Annotated in this window: 18 protein-coding genes; 14 read left to right on the forward strand and 4 right to left on the reverse strand. The window is 39.8% G+C overall.

All coding sequences use genetic code 11. The annotated features are described in order from the left end of the window. Window positions 1-349: 349 nt before the first annotated feature. From AB3G38_RS23040 to AB3G38_RS23065, 6 genes are all read left to right on the forward strand, one after another. On the forward strand, window positions 350-2,671 hold the full coding sequence (locus AB3G38_RS23040; protein WP_367866039.1) for a TonB-dependent siderophore receptor: 2,322 nt from the start codon (window positions 350-352) through the stop codon (window positions 2,669-2,671). A 32-nt stretch (window positions 2,672-2,703) separates the two neighbouring features. Beyond that, window positions 2,704-3,696, forward strand: coding sequence for an ATP-grasp domain-containing protein (locus AB3G38_RS23045; protein WP_367866040.1), 993 nt, complete (start codon window positions 2,704-2,706; stop codon window positions 3,694-3,696). Then, the gene (locus tag AB3G38_RS23050) at window positions 3,689-5,458 is read left to right on the forward strand and encodes an IucA/IucC family siderophore biosynthesis protein (RefSeq protein WP_367866041.1); all 1,770 of its coding nucleotides are present in this window, start codon (window positions 3,689-3,691) and stop codon (window positions 5,456-5,458) included. Before AB3G38_RS23045 ends, AB3G38_RS23050 begins: the two co-directional genes overlap by 8 nt. Next, the gene (locus tag AB3G38_RS23055; RefSeq protein ID WP_367866042.1) at window positions 5,458-6,705 is read left to right on the forward strand and encodes an MFS transporter; all 1,248 of its coding nucleotides are present in this window, start codon (window positions 5,458-5,460) and stop codon (window positions 6,703-6,705) included. The genes AB3G38_RS23050 and AB3G38_RS23055 overlap by 1 nt, the downstream gene beginning before the upstream one ends. 172 nt (window positions 6,706-6,877) lie before the next feature. Then, window positions 6,878-7,165, forward strand: a complete 288-nt coding sequence (locus tag AB3G38_RS23060; protein ID WP_367866043.1) for a Crp/Fnr family transcriptional regulator — start codon at window positions 6,878-6,880, stop codon at window positions 7,163-7,165. A 77-nt stretch (window positions 7,166-7,242) separates the two neighbouring features. Then, the gene (locus AB3G38_RS23065; RefSeq protein WP_367866044.1) at window positions 7,243-7,584 is read left to right on the forward strand and encodes an EthD domain-containing protein; all 342 of its coding nucleotides are present in this window, start codon (window positions 7,243-7,245) and stop codon (window positions 7,582-7,584) included. Window positions 7,585-7,653: 69 nt separating this feature from the next. Here the strand turns inward: AB3G38_RS23065 and AB3G38_RS23070 are convergent, their stop codons facing one another. From AB3G38_RS23070 to AB3G38_RS23085, 4 genes are all read right to left on the reverse strand, one after another. Continuing rightward, window positions 7,654-8,496 (reverse strand): hypothetical protein, encoded by an 843-nt coding sequence (locus tag AB3G38_RS23070; RefSeq protein ID WP_367866045.1) that lies wholly within the window; start codon window positions 8,494-8,496, stop codon window positions 7,654-7,656. Window positions 8,497-8,638: 142 nt separating this feature from the next. Further along, entirely contained in the window at window positions 8,639-9,412 is a 774-nt protein-coding gene (locus AB3G38_RS23075; RefSeq protein WP_367866046.1) for a LytR/AlgR family response regulator transcription factor, read from the reverse strand. 1 nt (window position 9,413) lies between these two features. Continuing rightward, complete coding sequence (locus AB3G38_RS23080) at window positions 9,414-11,147, reverse strand: histidine kinase (protein ID WP_367866047.1); 1,734 nt, start codon at window positions 11,145-11,147, stop codon at window positions 9,414-9,416. Window positions 11,148-11,309: 162 nt separating this feature from the next. Then, window positions 11,310-12,053 (reverse strand): SDR family oxidoreductase, encoded by a 744-nt coding sequence (locus tag AB3G38_RS23085; protein WP_367866048.1) that lies wholly within the window; start codon window positions 12,051-12,053, stop codon window positions 11,310-11,312. Between the two features lie 104 nt (window positions 12,054-12,157). Here AB3G38_RS23085 and AB3G38_RS23090 point away from each other — a divergent pair, with 104 nt between their 5' ends. The 8 genes from AB3G38_RS23090 (at window position 12,158) to AB3G38_RS23125 (ending at window position 25,757) form a co-directional block, all read left to right on the forward strand. After that, a complete protein-coding gene (locus tag AB3G38_RS23090; RefSeq protein WP_367866049.1) occupies window positions 12,158-12,508 on the forward strand; it encodes a winged helix-turn-helix transcriptional regulator in 351 nt (116 codons plus the stop codon). Between the two features lie 110 nt (window positions 12,509-12,618). Beyond that, entirely contained in the window at window positions 12,619-13,206 is a 588-nt protein-coding gene (locus AB3G38_RS23095) for an RNA polymerase sigma factor (RefSeq protein ID WP_367866050.1), read from the forward strand. A 97-nt stretch (window positions 13,207-13,303) separates the two neighbouring features. After that, window positions 13,304-14,239, forward strand: coding sequence for an ABC transporter ATP-binding protein (locus AB3G38_RS23100; protein WP_367866051.1), 936 nt, complete (start codon window positions 13,304-13,306; stop codon window positions 14,237-14,239). A 3-nt stretch (window positions 14,240-14,242) separates the two neighbouring features. Beyond that, a complete protein-coding gene (locus AB3G38_RS23105; RefSeq protein WP_367866052.1) occupies window positions 14,243-16,495 on the forward strand; it encodes a Gldg family protein in 2,253 nt (750 codons plus the stop codon). Window positions 16,496-16,550: 55 nt separating this feature from the next. After that, the gene (locus AB3G38_RS23110; protein ID WP_367866053.1) at window positions 16,551-17,675 is read left to right on the forward strand and encodes a FecR family protein; all 1,125 of its coding nucleotides are present in this window, start codon (window positions 16,551-16,553) and stop codon (window positions 17,673-17,675) included. Between the two features lie 181 nt (window positions 17,676-17,856). Continuing rightward, the gene (locus AB3G38_RS23115; protein WP_367866054.1) at window positions 17,857-21,483 is read left to right on the forward strand and encodes a SusC/RagA family TonB-linked outer membrane protein; all 3,627 of its coding nucleotides are present in this window, start codon (window positions 17,857-17,859) and stop codon (window positions 21,481-21,483) included. 10 nt (window positions 21,484-21,493) lie between these two features. Beyond that, window positions 21,494-22,888, forward strand: a complete 1,395-nt coding sequence (locus AB3G38_RS23120; RefSeq protein WP_367866055.1) for a RagB/SusD family nutrient uptake outer membrane protein — start codon at window positions 21,494-21,496, stop codon at window positions 22,886-22,888. 67 nt (window positions 22,889-22,955) lie between these two features. Further along, window positions 22,956-25,757: a M16 family metallopeptidase gene (locus AB3G38_RS23125; RefSeq protein ID WP_367866056.1), complete on the forward strand. Its 2,802-nt coding sequence runs from the start codon at window positions 22,956-22,958 to the stop codon at window positions 25,755-25,757. The last annotated feature ends 200 nt before the right edge of the window (window positions 25,758-25,957 follow it).

Genomic DNA, 25,957 nt, shown 5'->3' on the forward strand with positions numbered 1-25,957 from the left:
CAAACTATTTGGTGAAACTAAAGTAATAAATAAACGTCATAATAACGATTAATGATGATAGGGGGAGTATTGAAGTATTCAATATAATGTTTACCAATATTTCCTCATTTTTTATGCTCACTTAGGCCTCCATTAGTGGATAAACACGTTTCTGCGATGTTTGTCCATTTTTTTTGTCGATTTAATAATCTGCAAAAAAGTAATTGTCGATTTATGATTATTTACAAAATCGATTTTTTTTTGATTCAACCGTAATTTACGTTTTGATCTATCAAAAATATTACACAACTTTGGCTACTGTTTTTATTTGATCTAAATAATTATAGTATGTATTTAAGGTTAAATTTATATGAAAATCAAACTCGTACTTTTTTTAATGTTGAGCCCAGTACTGATGGTTAAGGCACAGAAGCCGGCAACTATTACAGGAAAAATCACCACGACTGATGGCAATGTTGCCGCTGGTATAACCGTAACCGTTTCAGGAACTACACTCGGAAGTGTGACGGACGGAAATGGTGTTTATAAAATCAAAAATCTTCCTTTAGGAAATCAAATTATCCAACTTTCCGCTATAGGCATTCAAACTCAGACCAAAACTGTTGAAATAAAATCTGGCGAAACCATAAATGTTGATTTTGTGATCAATGGAACCTCTAAAGAACTGGAAGAAGTTGCTGTCAGTGCGCTCAGGGCACATAAATATTTATATAAAGAGAGCGATCAGGTAGCCAGAATTCCATTAAAAAACCTGGAGAACCCCCAGGTTTATTCTGTTATTCCAAAAGAACTTATCCGCAATCAATTATCCCTGAATAGTAAGGATGTGATTAATAATGCCGCTGGTGTAGTGGCGTATTATACCCCTATTGGTACGGTAAGTGCCTGGATTAGAGGATTCGATACCCGGAATGCGATCAGGAATGGCATGGTAACTCAATATCGGGCAGAATCTGACCCCATCAATATTGAAAGAGTGGAGGTAATAAAGGGACCTGCCGGAACGCTTTTTGGATCAAGTGCGATATCATTTGGTGGATTAATTAATAAAATTACTAAAACCCCTAATCCCGTAGCGTCAACAGAAGTGGCCGTTTTTACTGGCAGCAACAGCCTGATGCGAATTACTGCTGATATCAATACTCCATTAAATTCATCAAAAACAACATTATTCAGGCTGAATGCGGCTTATCATGCAGAAGATAGTTTTCAGGATATCGGACGCTATAAGAGTATAAGTGCTGCCCCAAGTTTTCTTTATAAAGTAAACGACAGGCTTACTTTCCTTGTTGATGCTGAATTTGCAGCAGTAACCAGAACACAGCAACCCTACCCATCGTTCGGTCCCAATACCACCTTTAAAAATTTCAAGGATATTCCTATTGACTACAAAAAATATATAGGTGGTGACGATGTGGATTCTAAAACAACCATTTCTAATTTCTTTACCAAGGCAACTTATAAATTGTCTGATCAATGGGTTTCATCTACCAATTTGAATTTCAGTAATGGTTATGTAGATTATGCCAATCAGCTTTATCCAAGATGGCTGACGGATTCTACCATGACCAGGAATATCGGGATGTATAGCGCCCGTACACTTTCATTCATTCAGTTTCAACAGAACTTTAATGGTGATTTTAAAATAGGCAAGATGCGTAACCGGGCGGTTATTGGCGCAGATTTTACCAGTACAATTACGCGATTGAACTACGCTTATTTTAATTATGATACTATTAATGTAAATAAAAATTTCTCTCCATTATTTGCCCAGCGTGCCAATGCCCTGATGGCAGCCACTAAACCAGGCTATTATCAGAATACGCAAACTAATTATAGTATTTATGCTTCTGATGTAATTAATGTAACCAAGCGCCTGCTTGTGATGGCAAGTTTGCGATTGGATCAGTTTGTAAACAAGGCGAGTATTGAGAATAGTCTTCCGGTAAAAGATAATTACCAGCAAACGGCCCTTTCTCCTAAGTTTGGAATGATTTATCAAATTGTAGATCAGAAAGTTGCTGTTTTTGGAAATTACATGAATGGTTTTCTAAATCAGGGCCCTGTTACCCAGCCTGATGGAAGTACACTCAGACTTAAACCAAAGCAAGCCAACCAATGGGAAGGCGGAGTGAAAACAGATCTGTTAAATAAACATTTGGGATTTACCTTAAGCTTTTACGATATCAAGGTTAATAATGCTACTTATACCGACAACAATAACTTCAGCTTACAGGGCGGTACACAAAGGAGTAAGGGTTTTGAAGCAGAATTGAATGCAGAGCCTGTTGATCACCTTTACATCATATCCGGATATGCCCGGAACAGCAACAAATTTATATCAGGTACGCCCTCACTTATCGGGAAAAAAGTTGCCGGTGCTCCAGGTGAGGTCTTTAACCTTTGGATAAATTACCAGTGCGTTAGTGGATTTTTGAAAAATTTTGGTGGTGGCTTTGGGGGCAATTATGTCAGTGATGTATACTGGGATGCCGCAAATACCATTACCATACCTTCCTATACGGTATTAAATGCAGCTGTTAGTTATAATAAACCAACCTGGAGAGCGTCGGTTAAAATGAATAATCTATCCAACCAAAAGCATTGGAACAGTGATGCACAGCCGCAAATGCTGAGACAGATTATTGGTTCTCTCGCTATGAACTTTTAAACGATAAGTTATACCTAAATCTACCGATCAACATGCGATATAAAAATATACATAGTGTCCTGATACATAAGAGGTGTGAGGAACAAGGCATCAGCTGTGAACTTCTGGTACCGGGAGATGAAGAAATTTTTGTGCTTCAAAAAGAAGACCATAAAATATTCATCAACCGTGGGGTATCTCCATATGTAAGCCATATGGCAGCTACCATTTCAGAAAACAAATTAGCCACCAATACTTTGCTTCGAAATCACGGGGTTCCTATTCCTGAATTTATGTTCTGCACTGATCTTCAGCAAGATGCTATATCATTCCTGAAAAAACATAAGCCATTGGTAATTAAACCATTCGACACCAATAAGGGAGTTGAAATCCACATGAATATCTCCAGTCAAAAAGAATTGGAGCATGCTTTCTTAAATGTTCGAAAAGTAAGTAGCCATGCCATTCTTCAGCAGCAGGCTGCTGGTAAGGATTACCGGATTTTACTTATTGGAGATGAGCTTGCTGGCGTACTGTTAAACGAATGGGCTTATGTAACCGGCAATGGAAAAGATGAGCTGGAACAGCTGATCAAAATTGAAAATGATAAAAGGGAAACAGAAGGCACAGCCGTTTATGATCGGAATTTTAAAATGCTTTCTCCCGTTCCTATGGAAGATGTAGCAAAGGCGCTAGCATTACAGGGACTGGACTTTCAGTATATCCCCTGCGATGCTGAAAAAATTTACATCAGCTATTGTGGAAATGGGTGGGCCGGTGCACTGGCGATTGATAGAACAGAAGATATTCATCCAGACAACCTTCAGCTCGCCAAAAAAATAGCAAAGGTATCTGCTATTGATGTAATTGGGATTGATATCAGATGCGAGGATATCGCAGTATCTCATCAGGAATCTGCATTTGCAGTGATTGAGGTAAATATCCGGCCGAGCATGGTCGATCATGAGTATCCAACCGAAGGAAAACCCAGACGTGTGGTTTCGCAATATCTTGATTATTTATTTAGAAAAGCCCATCATGAATAACTCAGGCCAACAATTATCTTCCACTGTTTTGCCGCAAACTGAAACAGCAGGTTACGCTCAAGCTTGTCAGGAAGTGATGCAAAGATTGCTCTATGCACTAATTAATGAAAGTTCAGATCAGCGACAGCTTATTTTAACCACCGTTAACGATCAGTTTAAAGTGAGACGGATTGTTCTTCCTTCCAATGCTGGAGTTTTATCCTGCATAGAAGCAAACGATGGGAATATTACGGTTTACTTATCAGTGGTATTACTCAGAAATGATGGTGGTTTAACAGAGCTTGATGTGATGGCACTGTTGAACTGTATACTGGATTCGTGGAAAACGGAAGATGCCTGTAGCGAAAAAATCAAGGCAGAAGTTAATAATTGTTTAGATCATCTGGCTATGGCGTTTGATTATGAAGCGGAGCATACCGATCAGGTCAGCCATTATATTAAAGCAGCAATTTTAGAGAAGCAATCTGTTTTTCAGCAACGGGAAACATTATTAAATTCAGAAATTATACCTTTTAAAGGGCACCCAATCCATGTTTGTGCCAAAACCAAAATGGGATTTTCCAGGCAAGATGTAATGGCTTACAGTCCGGAATTTTCGCCGAAGGTTAATTTACAGCTGCTTGCCGTACATCGGTCACATCTGATATATTCTGATGAAATAGATATGTGGACGAAATACAGTGCTGAATTGTTATCGTATAAACAAGCTGAGGATTATCTGATTATGCCGGTTCATCCCTGGCAGTACGAAAATGTTATTTCGAAAGCATATAAAGCGCACATAGATAGTGGAGTTTTATTTAAACTCGAAGATGAGGCTATAGAAGTTCTGCCCACTTTATCCATGAGAACGGCACTTTTACCAGCAACTCTAAACCAACCGTTCTATCACATTAAGGTTCCTGTTAATATTCAGGCCACCAGTGTTAAAAGATCATTAACGCTCCGGGATTTATATAATGGTATTGAATTTAGCAAGTTGATTTCGGATATGGCTCAGAAAATCCCTTCTATGGCTAATAAACGTGGACGAATGATCAGTGATGTGTGTGCGGCACATTTTAAAATTCAGGGAGAAACAAATCCGGGCCTGTCTTTTCTTTTAAGAAATGACCCAATCAACTATTGTTTACCAGGAGAAACCATGGTTGTTGCAGCGGCTTTAACGCACTCCACTAAATTACATCCATACCCAATACTTTGTCAGTTTATCGATCAGTCCAAATTGCCAGTAGAAATTTATCTGGATCAGTTGATTGAAACCCTGTTAGCCATGCCTTTGGAAGTATTTCTTCATGAAGGTATCGCTCTCGACCTTCACGGACAAAATACCATGATCGTTTTTGATGAATCTCATCAGGTATGCGCACTGGCTTACCGGGATCTTGGTAGTGTACAAGTAGCAGACACGTACCAATCCCTGAATGAACAGAAACACCTTTTTTACGGCGAAGCTTCAACTTTTATGAACTACAGAGATACTGTTAGCGAATTGATGCATACACTTTTCAATAACCTTATCGGTGGGATCATTAGTTGTACGACTAGTGCATATGAAATACCTGAGCAGCAGATCTGGAGAAAAGTCAAAGAAACCAGCATGCGTATTATCCAAAGTTGTAAAGTACCCGATCAGGTAAAGGATGACTTTTGCAAGATGCTTTTTAGTCCGGATCTGATGATAAAACCCTTATTGAAAATGCGCATTGCTGAGAAAACTTTATACCAGGCTATTCCCAATCCTATGTTCAATATCAGCTAATGGCCCTATTTCGAAATAAAAAAGCAGAAAATAACCTGGCAGATCAAGATCTGTCAGGTACGTTTTATCCTAAATTTCTAATTTGTTCATTTATTGGTGCATTAGGTGATTATATGACGCTTTCTGCATTAGGATGGTATATTGTTGATTCAGTAGGATCTGCAGAGGTACTGGGCTGGGTATTTTTTGCCAGAACAGTTCCACGGTTTTTTATGAGCTTTGTTGGTGGTTATTTTGCCGACCGAATGGACCGTAAAAAGCTGATTATTGGAGTATATTCAGGATTAATGGTTACTACAGGTTTACAAATTTTTGTGATCTGGAACCTATCGGGTTTGCACTGGATCTATATTGTCGCGGTTGTTTTTTTGCGGAATGTTTTTGACAGTGCTGAGCCCAGTATCAGAAATGCATTACTTCCAGATATTGTTAAAAAGGAAAACATTGCAAAGGCCGTAGGTTTTTATGCTTCCAGTTTAAACCTGGCTGCTATTGTTGCTCCGGTTTTAGCCGGATACTTGCTATCAGTCATGACTATCACGCCATTGCTTATTGCAGATTTTTGCTTACAGATACCCTCTTTTTTAATTCTTTTTTTGCTCCCTGTTATACCAATCCATAAAGATGACACCAGTAAAGGACTTGCAAAGAAAGGCTACATTTTTGCAATTTCTTACATCAGGCAATCTCCTGTTTTGCGCAATAGCTTGATATTGAGTGTTACACTCATGTTTTTTCTTTTTCCATTTGGTGCCATGCTTCCGTTACTGGTAAAAAACACACTACATTTAGATGCAAAATCTTTTGGGTTGATTAGTGCCACAGAGGCCTTTGGTGCTGTACTCGGCGGACTCTTGCTGAAATACATCGCTCAAGATAACCTGCTCCGGTTATGGCCATGGATGGGAATACTTTCGTGTTTTTTCTTGTTTTTATTGGGCTTTGCAGGCGCTTCGCTATCTCTTTTCCTAATCATTTTCGCCTTAGGATTAATGAGTCAATTGTTCAGAAGCACAGGCCGCAGCATCTTTCAGCTGAACACACCAACAGAAATCAGGGGAAAAGTAATGTCAGTATTGATTTCAGACAGCGGAATTGTATCTCTGGGCATCTTATTTTTTACGTTAATTACGGGTAGATTATCTGTTGGTTTTGTTTATAGTTTAATGGGGTGTCTGGGAATTATAAGCTCTTTCGGCTGCTATATGTTTTTATTTAAAAGCAAGAACAGAAATCAGTCAAAATAAATGACATCCGGCATTTCGGTTGCTTCCTGAAAAATTTAACAGCAGGGCCATCCGTGCCAATGGTGGTGCGCTTTTTTACCCAGGGCCTGTGAGAGAGGCCATAAAATAGCCGCGAGTTCAGACTATTTGAGATTATAGCTTAAATATGCAAGACTAAGATCTATGGCAGGCTATGCAGGACTCAGAAGTTCTTACGTTTTCTTTTAAAGAAGTGCAAAAACTTTATGAAACTTCACCAGTATGGGAAAAGTTTGGCCGCCTTGTGGCTGAACGGGTGTATTTGCAGTTGAATGAACGAGTAGAAATGTTCCAGTTCATGTCACCACAGCAACGCTATGAGCATCTGTTAGCTACTCGTCCAGAACTGTTTAATCAAATTTCTCAGTTTCAATTATCTTCTTACCTTGGTGTGAAACCTGAATCCTTAAGCAGGCTACGTAAGCGGATACTTCATAAATAATTTCTAATGATTCTTAACCAAAGTCAACGTTCCGTAATTTATGGATAGCTCATATTTGAGAATAAAAAAATATGACCATGATCAAATTTACCATCCTGCTACGCAGGCGTCCGGGAACAAGTCACGAAGACTTTGTTTCTTATCATAAGAATAAACATGCAGCTTTATTCTCTTCGCTATCGGAGGTAAAGCAACATGTCCGCCGGTATGTACAATCACATTCTCTGCAGGTAAATATGCCCGGACTGCCTCCTCCCGAATATGATGGCATCACAGAAATCTGGTTTGATGATGCAGACTCCATTGAAAAAGTTTTTGGTTCGGAAGATTATCTGGAACTGATTAGACCTGATGAAGAAAAATTTCTTGATATACACGGATGCAGCTTTTTAATATCGTCGGAGCATACCGTGATCTAGCTACTTCCATAAGGCAGGTTCAACAGGAATTACAGTTAGCTCCAATTAATGAGGCAATTTTCAGGAAACTTAACTGGCCTTAGCCATGACTAAATTTCCAAAGTAAACCATTGCATCTGAGCTGTAATCGAAAGGCGCACTCAGGTAAAAATATTTAATGGTTCCCTTTTTAAACATACCAGTGTCCACTACTTTTGATTTATTGATGTAGACCCGCATGTTTTCACCTTCTACGGCTATGGCAACATGGATCAGCTCATTGGCATAATTGTTTAAAGGAAAACTAAGCGGACTCGAAATTTTGGTGTCACTGCTGGAATTATTGACTTCCCGATTCCAGAAATGAAGTTGCGATGCGGTAATGGCATTGCTATTGTAAGCATCTGAGATATACTCTCTATTGGAGTTATCCCGCGCAAAGCCAAACTGCATTGCACCAATATCCTTTGCTGTGGTACTTCTGGTAATCAGGTCAAACTCAATTGTGAAATTGCCCGGCATAGCAAGCAGGTTTTCTAAACGATAAGTTGTTCTTGGAGAAAGGGCTAGCCATTTTCCAGGAACACCTGAAATAGTGGTTACGCTACCTGTCCCACTTGTTTTCCAGTGTTTGGCCATCCGTCCTGCAGGATCTGCAGAGAAGTTATCAGCAAAAAACACGGTGCTTGCAGGAGTAAATGAATAAACTTCTTCGATATTGGGTAAATTACTTCTTGAATTACCTGTCTGATCACTACCGGTGCTGGAGTTTTTTGTATTTGTGCCTGTATTGCCATTGATCACATCGTCTACTTTTTTATCTACTTTATCCTGAATCTTCTGCTGTATCTTTTTAAAAAACTGGGCATGTGATTGTTGTGTACTTAACGTAGAGGTAATCAGTAAGCTGTATATTAATGTTTTATAGTTCATATCTTGTTTGTAAACCTGGTAATTGATTAATCAAATTTACAGTGTACGAAACTAGAAAGACAGCAGCATGGCAAACCGATTTGTATCCTGACCAATCTATCTTGAATTTAACAGGGCTGGCATTGTAATTAGCTTTCCGGGACTATAAATTATTTAAGTAACTCATTAAATTTATCTTTTTATGTTGAGACACAGGAATTTCTAAATCGCCTTCCAGAACCAGGAAATTGTTCTTCTTTTTGAATGTCCTTATGTACTGGAGATTGATCAGATAAGACTGGTGAACACGCATAAATCCCAGTGGAGTAAGCTGATTATCGTATTCTTTGATAGGCTGTGAAACCAGTATGCAAGTTCCATTCTGCAGTCTGAAGCGGGTATAACTGTTGTCTGCCTCCAGGGCCAGAATATCTGCAATCTGGATTACAAAGATCTCTTCAAGGGTCTTCAAAACTATTTTTTTTGCTTGTTTTGCTTGCTGATTGTGATTATAGAAAAAGGTTTCAAGCTGTTTATGGTATTGGCTGTCATTAATGTTTCTGAGCGCATTATCTACTGCAACTATCAGAGCGGCTGGCAGGTAGGGTTTTAATAAAAAGTCTATCGCACTGAACCGGAAAGCCTGTATGGCATACCCTGCAAAGGCGGTAATAAAAATTACGCTGAATTTCACAGTTGTTTTTTCTGTAGTTGCCTTCAGCCAGTCAAAACAATTGCCATCGGGTAAGTTTACATCGAGAATAAATAGTGTTTGCTGCTGTTGTTTAAAGGACAAATCAGCCTCTGCAAGATTGTTGCATGGATATATATCCAGTTCAGGATAGTTTATTTTCAGGGTTTGCTTGATGAAATCAAGTGCGGCAGGATCATCTTCCAGTAACAGGCAGGAAATTCCCTTAGTTTGTATAACGCTCATTTTAGTTATTGAATATGAAATGTACTGATGTGCCCGGGTAATCTATAGCTGTCGAACCTGGGTGTTCTATCGATAACTGAATATATTGCCGCCGCTCTTTATTGATTTCCTTTATGCGCTGTTCCAAAATTTTCATGCCCATGGAGCGGTGAAGGGAATTGTTGCTGTAGTCAGGTGTTTCTTGAAAATCGTTTCCGTTATCCCTGATCCAGATATGCAGGCTCTGCTGTTGCAATTCAAAACGTATCAGGATTTTTCCCTGTGGATGATTTTTAACGCCATGTACCACTGCATTTTCTACAAAAGGCTGTAATAGCATGACTGGAATCTCCATCATTTGGGGTTCAATACCTGGTCCTGTTTCTATACTGTAGCTGAAGGATGATCCATTTGCCAACTGCTGAAGATGCAGGTAATGTTCCAGTATTTCAATTTCCTGATCTAAAAGAATGAGATCCCTGTCGGAATTTTCAAGGATTAGCCTGATGAGCCGGCTAAAGCTTTCCAGGTATTCCATAGAATGTTGCTGGTCTTTGCTGCGGATAAAATGTTGTACAGACTGAAGCGCATTGAAAATAAAATGAGGATTAAGCTGTAGCAAGAGCATCTGCCGTTTAAGCTGTGATTTTTCGAGTGCTTCTTTTACATTATGATTTTTTATCCGCATATAAAGCAGTATCGAAATGAGCAGCACAATGAGTACTGCTGCCAGAATAAGGTAAGTTTGCTCACGCAATTGTAGTTTCTGTAATATATTTTCCTTTTGAAGTGCATTGATTTTCCCTTCTTTTTGAGCGGATTCATAGGATGCAGTCAGCTCAGCTACCTTATTATCATAATTTAACCTGGTAAGAGAATCATTGATATTGTTATACTGCTCCATGTACTGCAAAGCTGCGGGAAGCTCATGCATTGCTTTAAAAGCATTGTAAAGGTTAAAATAGAGCTGCTTCTTTTCCAGCGGGTTAGCTGCAGTCAATGCCGTCTGATAATAACTGATCGCCGCTGTATTTTTACCGGTTTGCGCCAATGCATATCCCAGGTTGTTCAGGGTAATAACCGAAACGGGCTGTTTGAGCCGGGCTCTTATAAAAATACTTCTTTTACTGGCATTTATAGCTTTTGTCCACTGTTTTCTTTTAAGGAAGTAATTTCCCAGGTTAGTCTGTAATACAGCCTCCATGGGTAGATCAGTTAATTTTTCGGCAAGCTTAATGGCTGCGCTGAAAGTTTTGAGAGCGTTATTATCTTCGGCCAATTCTACATACACACCCGCAATGTTTGATAATGTTTTTAGATGATCTGAATTACCTGCTTTATTGATGGAAAGAGACTTAAGGTAGTATTCCTTTCCTTTAGGCAGATTCTTCAAAATAGCATATATGGTTCCTATATTAGTATAAACTTTGCTGACCGCTAATGGATTCTGGGTAGAATCGAGGTAGTTAAGGCTTAAAAAATATTCCTGCAGTGCTTTATCAATATTTCGCTGACTCAAATTTAAGTTACCAGAGGTAGCGTAAAGTTTGGCTATAAATTCCTTGTTTTTAGTTTTTCTGTTTTTAGAAATGAGCTGATCAAGCAGGATACCGGCGGCCTTGAAGTTTTTCTCACTGATTAGTTTATTTACCGCATTAATCTCCGGATACTCCTGAGGCACATTGGCTTTTGAAAATACGGGTTCAGAAAAAAGTAAAATTAATGTAAAGAGAAATTGTAAAGTCCTGGATGACATAGCTGTTTTTATAATTCAAACCTAATCTAAAAAAACTAATAGGCAAAATTGAAACCACTACAAGGGACTTCAGCGGCTCATCTGTACCTATAAAATAAGCGTGGAGAAAGCGGTATTTGTCGCTTTCTCCACGCTTAAGTAATTGAATAATGAGATCAAAACTTATTTTGTTGCGTAGTTAAGGTAACCACCATCCACAACGATCTCTGTTCCTGTAATAAAACTTGCGGCATCAGAAGCCAGGAATAAAACTGTTTTTGCAATTTCATCCGGATTACCAATCCGTTGCAACGCTGTAGCCCCAGCCAAAAATTCTTTTGCTTCTGCAGGAACGGCGTTTTCTAAACCAGGGGTTAAAATAGGTCCTGGGCTAACAATGTTTACACGGATTTTTCTTCCTGCCAGCTCATTTGCTGCAATTTGGGCGATTTTATTCAATGCTCCTTTGGTCGCAGAATATACGCTGGCTCCCGAATTTGCAGCTGTGGCGACCGTTGAAGAAGTGAATACTACTGCCGCTCCGTCTGCCAGGTAGGGAAGTAATTTTTGCAACGTGAAGAAATGCCCCTTCACATTAGTGTTGAATTGTGCGTCGAAATTTGCCTCAGTTACCTGTTCTATTGGCTCAAATGTCGCTATTCCTGCATTCAGGAAAAGCACATCCAATTTGTTTCCACTTTCTGAAATTGCTTTTTCGAGGATCGAGATCTCTTCTAGTTTTGAAGTGTCCGATACGACAGTAAATAATTTGGGGTTGTTTATTTCTTCAGTTGCTTTTTGCAGATTTTCTGCATTTCTGCCTGTAATCCAGACATTGGCGCCTGCACTGATAAATGCTTTTGCTGTTGCCAGGCCTATTCCTGTAGTTCCACCTGTAATAACGACGTTTTTATTTGTAAAGTCCATGATTATAATTTTAAATGTTTATAGTGCAAAGTTAGAATAGATGAATTTATTTAGGTTACTTTGTAACGAAAAGTAACAGTAACTTTCGGGTAACAAAGTAACTTATGACTGAAAACGAATGCCAATTCGGGCACAAAAAAGAGATTATGGCCGTCCACGATGCGATGGACATTTTGTATGGGAAATGGAAAATTTCCATCATTTCTTCCATTTGTTATTATAACAAAAGAAGATTCTCTGACATTCTGAATGATGTAGAAGGAATATCAAACAAAATGTTGAGTAAAGAATTAAAGGAGCTGGAGATCAATAAATTGATAACACGAACTGTGTTAAATACTCAGCCTATAGCTGTTCAATATCAATTAACAGCATATGGGATGACGTTAAAGACTATCATCAATAACCTTGCGGAATGGGGTATAGAGCACCGTAAAGTAATTATTGGTAAATAGTAAAGAGCCCTCATTGAAAAGTATTTCTGAATAGAATTTTTGTGAACTTGTAGTAATCGTTATTTAAAAATATAATACTATCTTTTTGCTATGTTTGGAATACAAACCACATGGTAGATTACAGCGACTATACTGATCTTGATTTGACCGGCCTTTTAAAATCCGGTGATCAGCATGCTTTTGCCGAGATTTACAACCGGTATAAATTTGTCTTATATAACCACGCCTGGAACAAACTTAAAAGCAGAGAAGAAGCAAGGGATCTTATCCAGGAAGTATTTTCAATGATTTGGGATAAGCGTGAGGTACTACAGATTGGACAGAATCTCTCAGGCTATCTCTATACCTGCGTACATAATCAATTTATCAATAGGGTTGTCCACCAAACTGTTAAAAATAAATACATCGATTCTATCAAACAGTATATAGAGCGGGGAGTAGTCTATACCGACCATCTTGTGAGGGAAAATATGTTAAAAGAAATTATCGATCGTGAAATTGATTCGCTTCCTCCCAGAATGAAAGAGGTGTTTATTCTCAGTCGAAGGCAACATCTGAGTCATAAAGAAATAGCGAAAATGATGAACACAACGGAGCAAACAGTGAAGAAGCAGATGGTTTACGCATTAAAGATTCTGCGGAAAAAACTGGGTTTGGTACTCTTTCTATGCTTGTATTTGATCTATCCCAATTTTTAGCACAAATTTTTTAATTTTCATCTACCTCTATTTACAGGGGTTCTTGTCTTAGCGTTGTTCCCGGATCGGGAATACCTGAACATTAGAACCCTTTACATTGAAAAAAAGCATTGTTAGCATAGAAAATCTTTCGCATCGTTACCATAAGAACTGGGCGATCAAAGACATTAATTTTGAGATAGAAGAAGTAGGCGTGGTAGGACTTCTGGGCTCTAATGGCGCTGGAAAATCTACTACCATGAATATTCTTTGTGGTGTGCTCAGTCAAACGCAAGGCAAGGTCCTGATCGATGGGATAGATCTGCGGATGCAGCCTGAGGCGGCTAAGAGAAAACTCGGATTTCTTCCCCAGAATGCACCGTTGCATCTGGATCTTACCGTTGATGAATACCTGATTTATTGCGCGTACATCCGCGATATCCCGAAATCAAATATTTTAAGGAGCGTTGAGGCTGCAAAAGAAAAGTGTGGCATATCCAGTTACGGGAAGCGGATCATTCAAAATCTTTCGGGTGGATATCGGCAGCGGGTAGGCATTGCGCAAGCAATTATTCATGACCCAAAACTTGTTGTACTCGATGAACCGACAAATGGTCTGGATCCTAACCAGATCCTGGAAGTCAGAAAGCTGATCAAAGAAATTGCCCTGGAACGTGCTGTGATCTTTTCCACGCACATGCTTTCAGAGGTACAGGCTACCTGTAAGAATATTAAGATGATTGATCATGGTAAAATGGTATTTGCCGATACTATGGAAGCCTTTAATAACTATATCCTCCCTGACTCTATGCTGATGACCATGTGCAATGCTCCGGGTGCTGAAGTGCTTGCTGCCATTCCTGGTATCACTTCTGTTGAAGAATTAATCGATGGCAACACTTTCAGACTCCACTTTGGTGCTTCAGCTTCCATTTCTTCAGAGATCATCAAACTCAGTGTGCAACATTCCTGGGAACTTCAGGAAATAACGCTTGAGAAGAGCTCACTCGACGAAATTTTTGCCCAATTATCCAATAAATCCAAAAACGTTTAAAACATGATCAAAATATTTAAAATCGCCAGACTGGAACTCAGCATACTTTTTTATTCTCCTGTAGCCTGGCTGGCCATCGCTATTTTTATGGTACAGAATGGTTTGGGCTTCTTTGGTATGCTTGGCAGTTATCAGGAGGCAATTGCTATGGGCAACAAGATAGATAACCTCACTTTTTCGCTTTTTCCAGATCTGAACGGCCTTTTTGATTCAGTGGTACAGAATCTGTACCTCTATATTCCACTGATCACGATGGGACTGATGAGCAGAGAACTGCATAGTGGTTCAATTAAACTGTTGTTATCATCACCCGTAAAGATCAGAGAAATTGTATTGGGTAAATACCTGTCGATGGTAGCCTATGTGGCGATACTGATCCTGATTTTGTGCATCTACTCTGGTGCGGGGATCCTGATCATTAAAAACGCTGATATAAAACTGATTTGTTCAGGTTTGATTGGAATTTTCCTGTTAGCCTGTACCTATGCAGCTATAGGCTTATTTATGTCCAGCCTTACATCTTACCAGGTTGTAGCAGCCATTAGTACTTTGGCGGTGCTTGCTGCGCTGCGGTTTGTGGGTTCTGTTGGTCAGGATATTGATTTTATTCGTGATCTTACTTATTTTCTTTCTATCTCCGGAAGGGCAGAAGACATGCTCAAGGGACTGATTACGACCCGGGAGATCTTTTATTTTATCATCATCATCGGGCTGTTCCTTTCACTGTGTGTGATCAGAATGAAGAATAGCAGGGAATCTAATACGTTATATAAGAATATTTCTAGATATGCTTTTTTGATAGTAATTGCTTTGTTTTTGGGCTATGTCAGTTCCAGACCAGGTAATATTGGCTATCTGGATATGACCAGAACAAAGTCTCGTACGCTTACTACAACCAGCCAGGAAATAGCTGCTCAGATTGACGGACCGTTGGAGATTACAACTTATGTTAATCTGCTAGATCAGAATGTATACTTCGGACTCCCGCAATCCCGTAATAGTGATCTGGCTCAGTTTGAGAAATTCCGGCGCTTTATTCCGGATATCAAGATGAAGTATGTTTATTATTATGATGTGACAGATCTGAAAAATAATAGTAATATGACCTATCAGGGTGATTTGACCGGACTTTCCGTCAAACAAATTGCCGAAAAGGTAGCTGACAATATGGGGCTGGATCTTAATTTGTTTATGCCACCAGAAAAGATCAGGAAGATAATCGATCTCTCTTCAGAAAATAATACACTGGTGCGGATACTGCGCTATAAGGGGAAAGAAAGCAGGCTTCGCTTTTATAATGGTGTGGACCAGTTTCCGGCTGAGCGTGAAATTGCTGCTGCTATCAAGCAATTGGTCGTTCCCGTACCTCAGGTTGCATTTATCACCGGAAATCAGGAACGCAGTATTCGCAAAACAGGAGAGCGGAATTATGAACTGATGAGCAGTATGAAAAGAAGCCGTACAGCACTGATTAACCAGGGATTTGATGTCATACAACTGGATCTTACAAAAACTGAGATACCCACAGGGCTGTCTGCTCTGATTTTGGCAGATCCTTCACAGCCAATCGATCCATTGGTTCAGCAAAAAATCGCAGCGTATTGTGCCGCTGGCGGAAATATGCTGATCACAACAGAACCAGGCAGAGGGCGGGTGATTAACCCGATATTACAAATGTTTGGTGTAGCGCTTTTGCCTGGAACATTGGTACAGGCAACTAAAAATGATGCGCCGGATCTTTTGTTCGGGCAACTAACCAGATCAGGACGCACTATTGTGATGCCGGGCACTGGTGCATTAAAGGTTGATCTGACAGGAAATTTTATGGCTGATACGCTGATACAAAGTAACAAAACTGGGTGGATTACTCAAGGCGTGGTAGATGTGACAAAAACTGATATTGCTTATCAAGCTCAGCAGGGTGACAAAAAAGGTGCTTTTCCTATGGTTCTTGCCATTCATCGAAAATTAAGGGATAAAGATCAGCTCATCCTGATTTCGGGCGATGCTGATTTTATGAGCAATGCTGAACTTGCCAATCCAAGGGCTGATAATGAGTTTCTTGTGAAAAACATGTTCAAGTGGTTTTCTAATGATGCCTTTCCGATTAATATCGTCAGAAAATCACCTGAAGATGATCATATTTTGCTAAACAGAAGACAACTCTCTACCTTGAAAGGAGGGCTGATTGGTCTGTTCCCAGCTCTTGTAATCTTGTTGGGTGGAGTGATATTGATCAGAAGAAAAAATAATTAATATTTATATACCTCTAATCTAGTGCTATCTTGTCTTACAGCTAATAACAGGATATATGACTGAACAGGAAGTTAAGGAAATTTTAAAACGGTATAAGGCCGGGGAGGCAACAGCGGATGAACATGCACTGTTGCTGAGCTGGTCTTTAGACTTCAATAGTCCTGATACCGCTGAACTGTCCATGGAAGAGCTTGTGGCAGATGTTGACCTGATATGGGCGGCACTGGAGAAAAAAATGCCGGAAGTTAAAAAAATTAACCTTTGGCCTAAAATGCTCGCAGCTGCAATGGTACTTATAGTTTTATCTTTTGGCTTGCTCTTTTTGCATAATAGAAATAATGCAAATCAAATAAATACTGCACAAATAGTACCAGGGGCTAATAAAGCCACGCTGACCCTGTCTAATGGTAAAAAAGTTGTTCTGGATGGAGCTGCTCAACAACAGCTGCTGACAGAGGCAGGTCTGGCTATCACGAAAACAAGTGACGGGCAATTGATCTATTCTTCTGTACCAGATGAGGGAGCTGATCATACCAGCAGATATAACAGATTAGAAACCAATAATGGACAGCAGTACCAGGTTGTACTGCCAGATGGCTCTCATGTTTGGCTCAATGCCGCATCTTCATTACGTTATCCCGTTGCCTTTGGAAAACAGGAACGCCTCGTGGAACTTTCTGGCGAGGGCTATTTCGAAGTGGCTCACGATAAAAATAAACCTTTCAGGGTAAAGACAGCTGACCAGCAGGTCGAGGTGCTTGGAACTCATTTTAATATCAATGCATATCCGGATGATAAGCTTTCAAAAACTACTTTGCTTGAAGGCAGTGTATCTGTAAGCGCTCCGGCATTGAAGAATAAAGGTATTTTAATTTTAGGTCCCGGCCAGGAATCTATACTCGTTGGTAATACGTTAATAGCACAGCCGGCCAATCTTGAGGCAGCAGTGGCCTGGAGAAATGGAGATTTCATGTTTGAAGGGGAGAACATCAGGTCTATTATGAAAAAAGTATCCCGTTGGTATAATGTGGAGGTGATTTTTGAAGGTGAAATACCTGAAAACAGATTTGGTGGAACAGTAAGTCGTTTCTCCAATATTACGCAGGTACTCAGGAAACTTGAACTAACTGGTAAAGTTCACTTTAAAGTTGAGGAAAGGAGGATTATTGTGACTAAATAACTACCCTCAATGATCCAGAAAAAAAGCCAGATGTGCTCGTAACACAACTGGCAAAAGTCCGGATCAGATTTAACAAAATTCGCGATTCTATCAACTCCTAAGCCAAACCACTCAAATGTATAAAAAATATACAAGTAAAATTGTTATGCCCGGTCGGCAGCTTACTAAACTATTATTCTATATGCGATTAACCACCGTGATTTTAATAGCAACAATGATGCAGGTTAGCGCCGCCGGCTTTGCGCAAAAAATAACTATCGCAGAAAAGAATGCTAAAATCAAGTCTGTATTTCAGAAAATAAGGAAACAGAGTGGTTTTAATTTTTTGTATACCGAAGATCAGTTACAGCATGCAGCACCAGTAACCATTATTGCCTCGCATGCAGAACTCAGGAATGTACTTGACCAGATCTTTGATCAGCAGGAACTCAGCTACACCATTGACGAAAAAACAATCATCGTTAAAGACAAAGAGAAAACCTTCTTTGAGCTGCTGACTAATTCTTTAATGAAAAGAGATATTTCCGGACAGGTACTCAATGAAAATGGTGTCCCGCTGTTAGGAGCCACGGTACGTATTTCCGGAACCTCTTTCAGGATGCTCACTGATGTTTTTGGAAAGTTTAACTTTCTCAATGCACCCGATAAAGGTAAACTCATTGTTTCTTATGTGGGTTATCGTACTGATACGGTAGAAATTGCAGGAAGAAGTGTCTTTGAAATTAAGATGGATCCGCAGGCAATGACCATAGAGACTGTCAATATAGTCTCTACTGGTTATCAGGATCTGCCTAAGGAAAGGGCTACTGGTTCTTTTGAAACCATCAGTAAGGAACAGTTACAGCACAGTACCGATCCTAACCTGATCCGCAGGCTGGAAGGAATTACCAATTCAATGGATTTCAGGAATGATCTCCGGCCTGCAAACTCCAGTAATCTATATGCACAGCGATCGCCTCTTGCTATGCTGACGATACGTGGGAAAAATACGTTGAATGATGCTGTAAGTGCAGATTTGAATGGAAACTATAGCGGTCAGCCACTGGTTGTTATCGATGGAATTGCTTCGCCATATTCCATTGATAAGGTAAATCCAAACGATGTAGAAAGTATTACTGTATTAAAAGATGCTGCTTCAGCATCAATCTGGGGATCCAGAGCAGCTAATGGTGTTATCGTAGTAAAAACTAAGAAAGGTGCTTATCAAAGGCCGCTCCGGATTTCTTTAAATACCAATGTCAACATCACTGAAAAGGTAGATCTGTTTTATAATAAAACCATGAGTGTTGCTGACTTTGTTGATGCACAGGTGTTGAAATTTACAAAGGATGGCATTCCGCTTCCAGCTATTAATATCAATAGTCTGTATGGCCAGGAATATCTGTCGCCAGTAGCAGAACTGGTAGACGCCTGGAAGTTTAAAAATACAATCAGTGAAGCAGATGCATTGGGTCAGTTAAATGCATTTAAGCAAAATGATATCCGAAGGGATTATACTAAATATTTTCTGCGCAATGCAGTTACACAAAGTTATGCCTTAAGTTTTGACGGAGGATCAGAATTTTTCAACTACCGTATATCCGGCGGATATGATAAGAGTATTAACAATACGAAGAACTCTGGATTGGACAGAAAGGTCTTTACTGTAAATATGGGTGTTGAGCCAATAAAAGATCTGGAAATACAGGCTGGCGTAAGCTATAATTTACAGTATAATAGCGACCAGGCACTTAATAACCGGATTACGGGAGCTACAGATCCAACGCTTTATCCATACAGCCGCCTTGCCGACGACGCCGGGAATCCGCTGGAGATCCCTAAATTATACCGTCCTGGATTTGTGACTGAGTTTGAACAGACCTATCCTGACCAGTTTCAGAGTTGGCGATATAAGCCATTGGAAGATATTAATGAAGGATATACCCGTATGAAAAGTCAGAACTTAAACCTTTCTTTAAATACAACTTATAAAATTGGTCATGGTATCTCACTTCAGGCACTGTATAACTACAATTCTGGCAGAAATGAAGAAAATACGCTATACAGGCAGAACTCATTCTATATGAGAAATCTGATCAATTATTTTACGACTTCTCCCGCTTCTGTAAATCCGATGACTGGTGACCCGGTAACTCCTTTCATTAAGCAAGTACCTCTTGGTGGTCAGTACAACACTGTATTGGTGAAATCTGAGAATCAGACTTTCAGAGGGCAGGTAAACTATGATAAAAGCTGGAACGATAAACACCAGCTTTCTGCGATTGCAGGTTTAGATTTGACAGATGTATCTTCTTTACAGACTAAAGATGGCTATTATGGTTATGATGAGAACTCGCTGCGCAGTAATAACAAACTAGATTATGCACATTTGCTTCCGATTATTTTTTCTGAGGATCAGCTGGGTTATAATGGTACCTATATTCCGAACCTGTCTCTTGGCTATCTTGATAACCACGTACGTACTTTTAGCTGGTATACCAATGCCGCATATACCTTTAACAAGAAATATACACTGTCTGCCAGTTTACGAAAAGATATCTCAAGTGAATTTGGTAAGCAGACTAATCAGAGCGGAACACCTTATTATTCGGTTGGAGGAAGCTGGAATGTGGCTAATGAGTCTTTTTACCCTGCTGATTTCTTGCCTGTGCTGTCACTAAGATCAACTTATGGCTATAACGGAAATGTGAATCCTTCAGTTTTGTCAAGAGCACAGATTGTTTATGCGATCGAAAATGATCCACTCACAGGATTGCCATATGCGACCACGCAGAATGTTGCAGCTGTAACGAATACCAAACTACGCCCTGAAAAAACAGGTGTATTAAATATTGGTATTGATTTTGGTTTCAAGGACTCGCGCGTATCGGGTAGCATACAATATTTTACCAAAACCACTACAGATCTGCTTACAAACGGACCACTTGATCCCAGTACCGGATATACCAACCTGGTTTACAATACTGGTGATTTGAAGGGAAGGGGTATTGATATTGCCATTAACTCACTAAACTTAAAGGCTGGGAATTTTAAATGGAACAGCAATTTTCTGTTCAGTTATAATAAAGTTAAGGTGACAAAATTGTATACTGAATCGCCTGATAATGCAGCAAGTGGGATATCCGGATTTTCTTATAATGTAGGTTATGATCTGTCCAGGGTATTTGCGTACGACTGGGCAGGACTGGACCCGCAAACGGGAGATCCAAGAAGTTATTTAAATGGACAAGCCTTGCCGGTAAGCGGAACAAGCAATGATAATTACAATGCCATTCAAAGCGCTTCGATCTCTACGTTAAAGTATTTCGGTTCGGCAGTACCGGTATCTTATGGGGCGTTCCGTAACACTTTTACTTATGGTGGATTCTCGATTTCTGCCAACATCCAGTATAAACTGGGGTATTATTTTAGAAGACCACAATCAAGGGTGGTAAGTTATAGTCAGCTCTTTTCAATTACAGGTTCTATTCAGGGTGATGAATATGCACAGCGCTGGCAGGTACCGGGAGACGAGCAACGAACCAATGTCCCTTCAGCAGTCTATTCATCAAAGAGTACTAACCGGGACAATTTTTATTATTTTTCCAGTATCAATGTGCTGAAAGCTGACCACATCCGGTTGCAGGAAATTAACCTCTCTTATTTGTTTCCGGCAGGATTTTCACGCTTCATCAAAAATCCCAGGATCTATGCTAATGTGACGAATCTGGGGATCTTGTGGAGGGCAAATAAACTGGGGATAGATCCCGAGGTATTTGACTATCCAAATCCAAGGAGTTATAGTCTTGGATTCTCTGCTAATTTTTAATCTGACGATCATGAAAAAATATATCATTTTACTTCTTCTTTGCCTGGGTACTGCGATCACTTCCTGTAAAAAATATGTGGACATCAAAAAAAGCAGTTCCCAGTCCAACATAGAGTCGGCTAACGATTGCCAGCTTTTACTTGATAATACAGAACTTTTAAATGAAGATTATCCGGTAGACGGAGAGCTCTCTGCTGATGACTATTATATGGATGATACGCGTTATGCTTCAGACCGGATTGATAATGATGACAGAGCTTTGTATACCTGGAATGCAAACGCGTTAAGGCAATCTGCAAAACAGTGGGTAATTTGTTATAACAAGATCTATAATGCTAATCTGATTCTTGAAGCGGTCGTTAGACTTCAGGGAAAAGAACCGGCAGTGGTACTGGATAATATTAAAGGAAGTGCGTTATTTTACAGGGCTTATGCTTTATGGAACCTGGCTCAACTATATACTGCTCCATACGGTCCCGATGCAGCTTCGCAGCCTGGGCTGCCTATTCACTTAGTCTCTGATATTAACGATACTCCAGGACGTGGTACAGTTGAATCGACTTATAATAACATACTACAGGATCTTAAAGAGGGATCAACATTGTTGAACATCACGTCATCCGTAGCAACCAGACCAAATAAGGTGGCCGCATTTGCTATGCTGGCGCGTATTTATCTGTCTATGGGAGATTATCCGAATGCATTGATCAATGCAAATGCAGGCTTGAAAATCAAAAACAGCCTGCTTGATTTCAATAAGCTTAGTACCAGTAGCCTGTCACCATTTTTACGTTTCAATACTGAAGTGATTTTCCACTCTACTGTCTACAGACAGAGCTACGTAATGGAACCTGGTTATGGTAATGAGAATCAGGCATTGATTAACCCGGAAATTATTGCCTCGTTTGAGGAAGGAGATCTCAGAAAGGTAATTTTGGTTAAGGAAAATACTGATGTACAGAATCCGTCAGGTACGTACCGGTTTACAGGAAATTATGAGCCTGCAGCTGGCTCTTCCAAACTTTTTAATGGCCTGGCTACAGATGAACTATATTATATCAGTGCTGAATGTGCTGCCCGGGCAGGTAACACAGCCGGAGCTATGACTGATCTCAATACTGTATTGCGGAGCCGCTGGTCTGTGGGTGCATATGCTGATAAAGTTGCGGGAAGCGCTCAGCAGGCTTTGAGCATGGTGCTTAACGAGCGGAGAAAAGGTTTGATGATGCGTGGGGTTCGCTGGTCAGATCTGCGCAGATTAAACAAAGAGCAGGCCTTTGCCAAAACACTGAGCAGAACTGTTAACGGGACGCGATTTACACTGCCGCCAAATGATCCGAGGTATGTTTTACTGATCCCGCAGGAGGTGATTACCAATAGTTCGCTGACTCAGAACCGAAGATAAATCTATTATAAATTATTATTTATTTACAATATTACCGGTGCAATTCCGGTAGTATTAAGCTATCTCTATGTTTAAAAATATCATCCGAAAGAACTATTGTCTGACATTATTAGCTATTGTTGGTCTCATATTGCCAATACAGGCACAAAAATCAGAATTGCCTTTACCACTGGATCCGCAGGTAAGGAGAGGTGTACTTCCAAATGGATTTACGTATTATATCCGCCACAATGAAACCCCAAAAGAGCGTGTAGTTTTTAACCTGATTGTAAAAGCCGGATCAATTTTAGAGGATCAGGATCAAAGTGGGCTTGCTCACTTTATGGAACATATGAGTTTTAATGGTACAAAGCATTTTCCGAAAAATCAACTGGTGGATTATCTACAGAAAAACGGACTTCGGTTTGGTGCAGATATCAATGCATATACTGGTTTTGACGAAACGGTTTATCAACTACCGTTAACCAATGACATGGTTGTTCTTGAAAAAGGGCTGCTGATCATCAGGGACTGGTCGCAGGAAGCTACACTGGATGATGAGGAAATCAATAAAGAGCGCGGTGTTATTGTGGAAGAAAAACGTACACAGACTGGGGCCAGTCAGCGAATGCAGGAAAAGTATACGCCTATGCTATTCAATGAGTCACGTTACGCTTACCGTAATCCAATTGGTACAGATAGTAGTCTTCACAATTTCCCGCCTTCAGCAATAAAAAGGTTTTACACAGACTGGTACCGGCCAGATTTACAGGGAATCATTGCAGTAGGAGATATTGATGTGGACCAGATGGAAAGAATGATTAAAAATAGTTTTAGTAGTCTTAAAAATCCTGATCATGAGCGCCCGAGAACAAATTACAGGATCGGACTCAATGGCAAAAATGGTTTTATGGCTTTGAAAGATCCTGAAATGAATTCGACGGTAGCTCAAATTATTATCAAGCATCAGGCACCTGAAATGAAAACAGCGGCAGACTACAAGCAGGCAATCATAGCCAGATTATTTAATATGGCAACTAACCAGCGCTTTAAGCTATTATATACCGGTGATTCGGCACAGGTTTTACGGGCAGGTGCCAGTATTAGTCCGTTAATGGGCGGACTAGATAAGTTGGGTGTCAATATTGTAGCTAAGCCTGGTCTGTTGAAGGAAGGAGTTATAACCGTGTGGACAGCAATTGAACGCATCCGGCAATCTGGCTTTAGCACTGGTGAACTTGAACTTGTCAAACAGCTATACAGAAGCGCTATGGATAATGGGCTGAGTGAGCAAAGCAATATTTCTTCAGACAGTTATGTACAGGAGTATATAGCTCATTTTTTGCATGGTGATCTGGCCCCGGGCATAGAAACGGAATACAAATTGGTGATGCAGTTTCTGAAAGAAATTACTATTGATGATTTGGATTCTATGGCCAGAGCTTATATCAGAACGGATAATACTGATCTCATTATCATGGCACCTGAAGGTTCAGTTTTACCTGATGAAAGTACTTTCAAATCATGGATGTCATCAGTTCATGTTGATCATCCTTCGGTGTTGTCAAAGGAAACACCTGGGGTGGTTAAGCCATTACTGCGACTAAAACCTGTTCCTGGCAAAGTAGTTTCGATGAGTACCAGTCAAAATGGTATCACAAAAATGAAGTTAGCTAATGGTGTGGAAATTCTTTTAAAGCCTACCACTTTTAAAAACAATGAAATATTATTCTCGGGTTTTTCCAGGGGAGGAACTTCAGTCTATAGTAATAGTGATTATCAGTCTGCAAAAAATGCAGCTTCAATTGTCTCTGCTGCTGGTGCAGGAAATTATGGATATAAAGAGTTGGAAGGTTACCTTTTAGGTAAAGAAATGGCTGTCCAGCCATTCATTAGTGAATTAAGTCAGGGGGTATCTGGTGGGAGCAACTCTGCTAATATCGCAGCGGCGCTGGAACTTGTTTATGCTTATCTTACCGAACCTGTTAAGGATAAGGCATTGTTTAACCAAATGATTTCCAGGACGAAAATAGCTTTATCAGGTCAGGGAAATAATCCTGCCAGGATTTTCCAGGATTCAATCAAAGCAATAATGGGAAATTACAATAGCAGAAGAATGCCGTTGACTGTGAAAAAGATTGATGAAATTAATTTTGAGCGCGTTTATCAAATTTACAAAGAGCGGTTTGCTGATAATTCAGGTATGGTTTTCACATTTATAGGCAGCTTTAAAATTGATAGTATACGTCCTGTTTTAGAAAAATATCTTGGTGGACTTCCTGCAGTGGGGATCAATGGTACCTTCAATGATCCTGGTATTGGACTTCCTGTACCGGGAATTAACAAGGTCATTAAAAAGGGGGTGGGTTCAAAAGCAAATGTCGAACTATTCTTCCGTGGCACATTTGATTATACACTGAAAGAACGGTTGAGGCTTGAAGCATTAAAGGGAATATTAGAGTTACGGCTTACTGAACGGTTGCGGGAGCAAGAGCATGGTGTTTACTCACCAGCAGTTATTCTGGATATGAATAAAATCCCCCGACAGGAATTTACTCTGGCCATTGCGTTTGAATGTGCGCCTGAAAATGCCCGCAATTTGATTCAGGCCACTCTTCAGGAAATCAATAAATTACAACAATACGGACCAGCTTTGATAGATATTCAGAAGTTTAAAACGGAAAGTATGCGGTCCAGGGAAATCAATTTAACATCAAATCAGTGGTGGCTGGGTTATCTTGTAAGTCAGCTGGAAGAGCAGGAACATCTGGTTGATGATTCCTTGTATCTGAAAAACCTAAACACACTCAATCAATCTGACCTGAAAATATCTGCTGTTAAATATTTAAATAACAACAAGCTTAGCCAGTTTATACTAATGCCTGAGTAGCCAGAATTCTGTATAATTTGATAAATATTTAAAAAGCCGCTTTTCTGTAAAGAAAAGCGGCTAATGGTGTGCTTGCGAAGTAATTTAAAGCACGAATAAATCAACAAATAATAAAATTCTATTATTTGATAATCTTATTTGGATTTAATATAAATAAGAATGTATTTTTGCGGCATATATAATAATCTCAACCGCACAAA

The organism is Pedobacter sp. WC2423 (assembly GCF_040822065.1).
Lineage (GTDB): Bacteria > Bacteroidota > Bacteroidia > Sphingobacteriales > Sphingobacteriaceae > Pedobacter.

Excerpts from the sequence above, each read along its gene's own strand:
- AB3G38_RS23055 (WP_367866042.1), top strand. The coding sequence starts at position 5,458 with ATGGCCCTATTTCGAAATAAAAAAGCAGAAAATAACCTGGCAGATCAA.
- AB3G38_RS23060 (WP_367866043.1), top strand. The coding sequence starts at position 6,878 with ATGCAGGACTCAGAAGTTCTTACGTTTTCTTTTAAAGAAGTGCAAAAA.
- AB3G38_RS23090 (WP_367866049.1), top strand. The coding sequence starts at position 12,158 with ATGACTGAAAACGAATGCCAATTCGGGCACAAAAAAGAGATTATGGCC.
- AB3G38_RS23095 (WP_367866050.1), top strand. The coding sequence starts at position 12,619 with ATGGTAGATTACAGCGACTATACTGATCTTGATTTGACCGGCCTTTTA.
- AB3G38_RS23070 (WP_367866045.1), bottom strand. The coding sequence starts at position 8,496 with ATGAACTATAAAACATTAATATACAGCTTACTGATTACCTCTACGTTA.
- AB3G38_RS23105 (WP_367866052.1), top strand. The coding sequence starts at position 14,243 with ATGATCAAAATATTTAAAATCGCCAGACTGGAACTCAGCATACTTTTT.
- AB3G38_RS23115 (WP_367866054.1), top strand. The coding sequence starts at position 17,857 with ATGCGATTAACCACCGTGATTTTAATAGCAACAATGATGCAGGTTAGC.
- AB3G38_RS23040 (WP_367866039.1), top strand. The coding sequence starts at position 350 with ATGAAAATCAAACTCGTACTTTTTTTAATGTTGAGCCCAGTACTGATG.
- AB3G38_RS23065 (WP_367866044.1), top strand. The coding sequence starts at position 7,243 with ATGATCAAATTTACCATCCTGCTACGCAGGCGTCCGGGAACAAGTCAC.
- AB3G38_RS23110 (WP_367866053.1), top strand. The coding sequence starts at position 16,551 with ATGACTGAACAGGAAGTTAAGGAAATTTTAAAACGGTATAAGGCCGGG.
- AB3G38_RS23080 (WP_367866047.1), bottom strand. The coding sequence starts at position 11,147 with ATGTCATCCAGGACTTTACAATTTCTCTTTACATTAATTTTACTTTTT.
- AB3G38_RS23050 (WP_367866041.1), top strand. The coding sequence starts at position 3,689 with ATGAATAACTCAGGCCAACAATTATCTTCCACTGTTTTGCCGCAAACT.
- AB3G38_RS23085 (WP_367866048.1), bottom strand. The coding sequence starts at position 12,053 with ATGGACTTTACAAATAAAAACGTCGTTATTACAGGTGGAACTACAGGA.
- AB3G38_RS23075 (WP_367866046.1), bottom strand. The coding sequence starts at position 9,412 with ATGAGCGTTATACAAACTAAGGGAATTTCCTGCCTGTTACTGGAAGAT.
- AB3G38_RS23120 (WP_367866055.1), top strand. The coding sequence starts at position 21,494 with ATGAAAAAATATATCATTTTACTTCTTCTTTGCCTGGGTACTGCGATC.
- AB3G38_RS23045 (WP_367866040.1), top strand. The coding sequence starts at position 2,704 with ATGCGATATAAAAATATACATAGTGTCCTGATACATAAGAGGTGTGAG.
- AB3G38_RS23125 (WP_367866056.1), top strand. The coding sequence starts at position 22,956 with ATGTTTAAAAATATCATCCGAAAGAACTATTGTCTGACATTATTAGCT.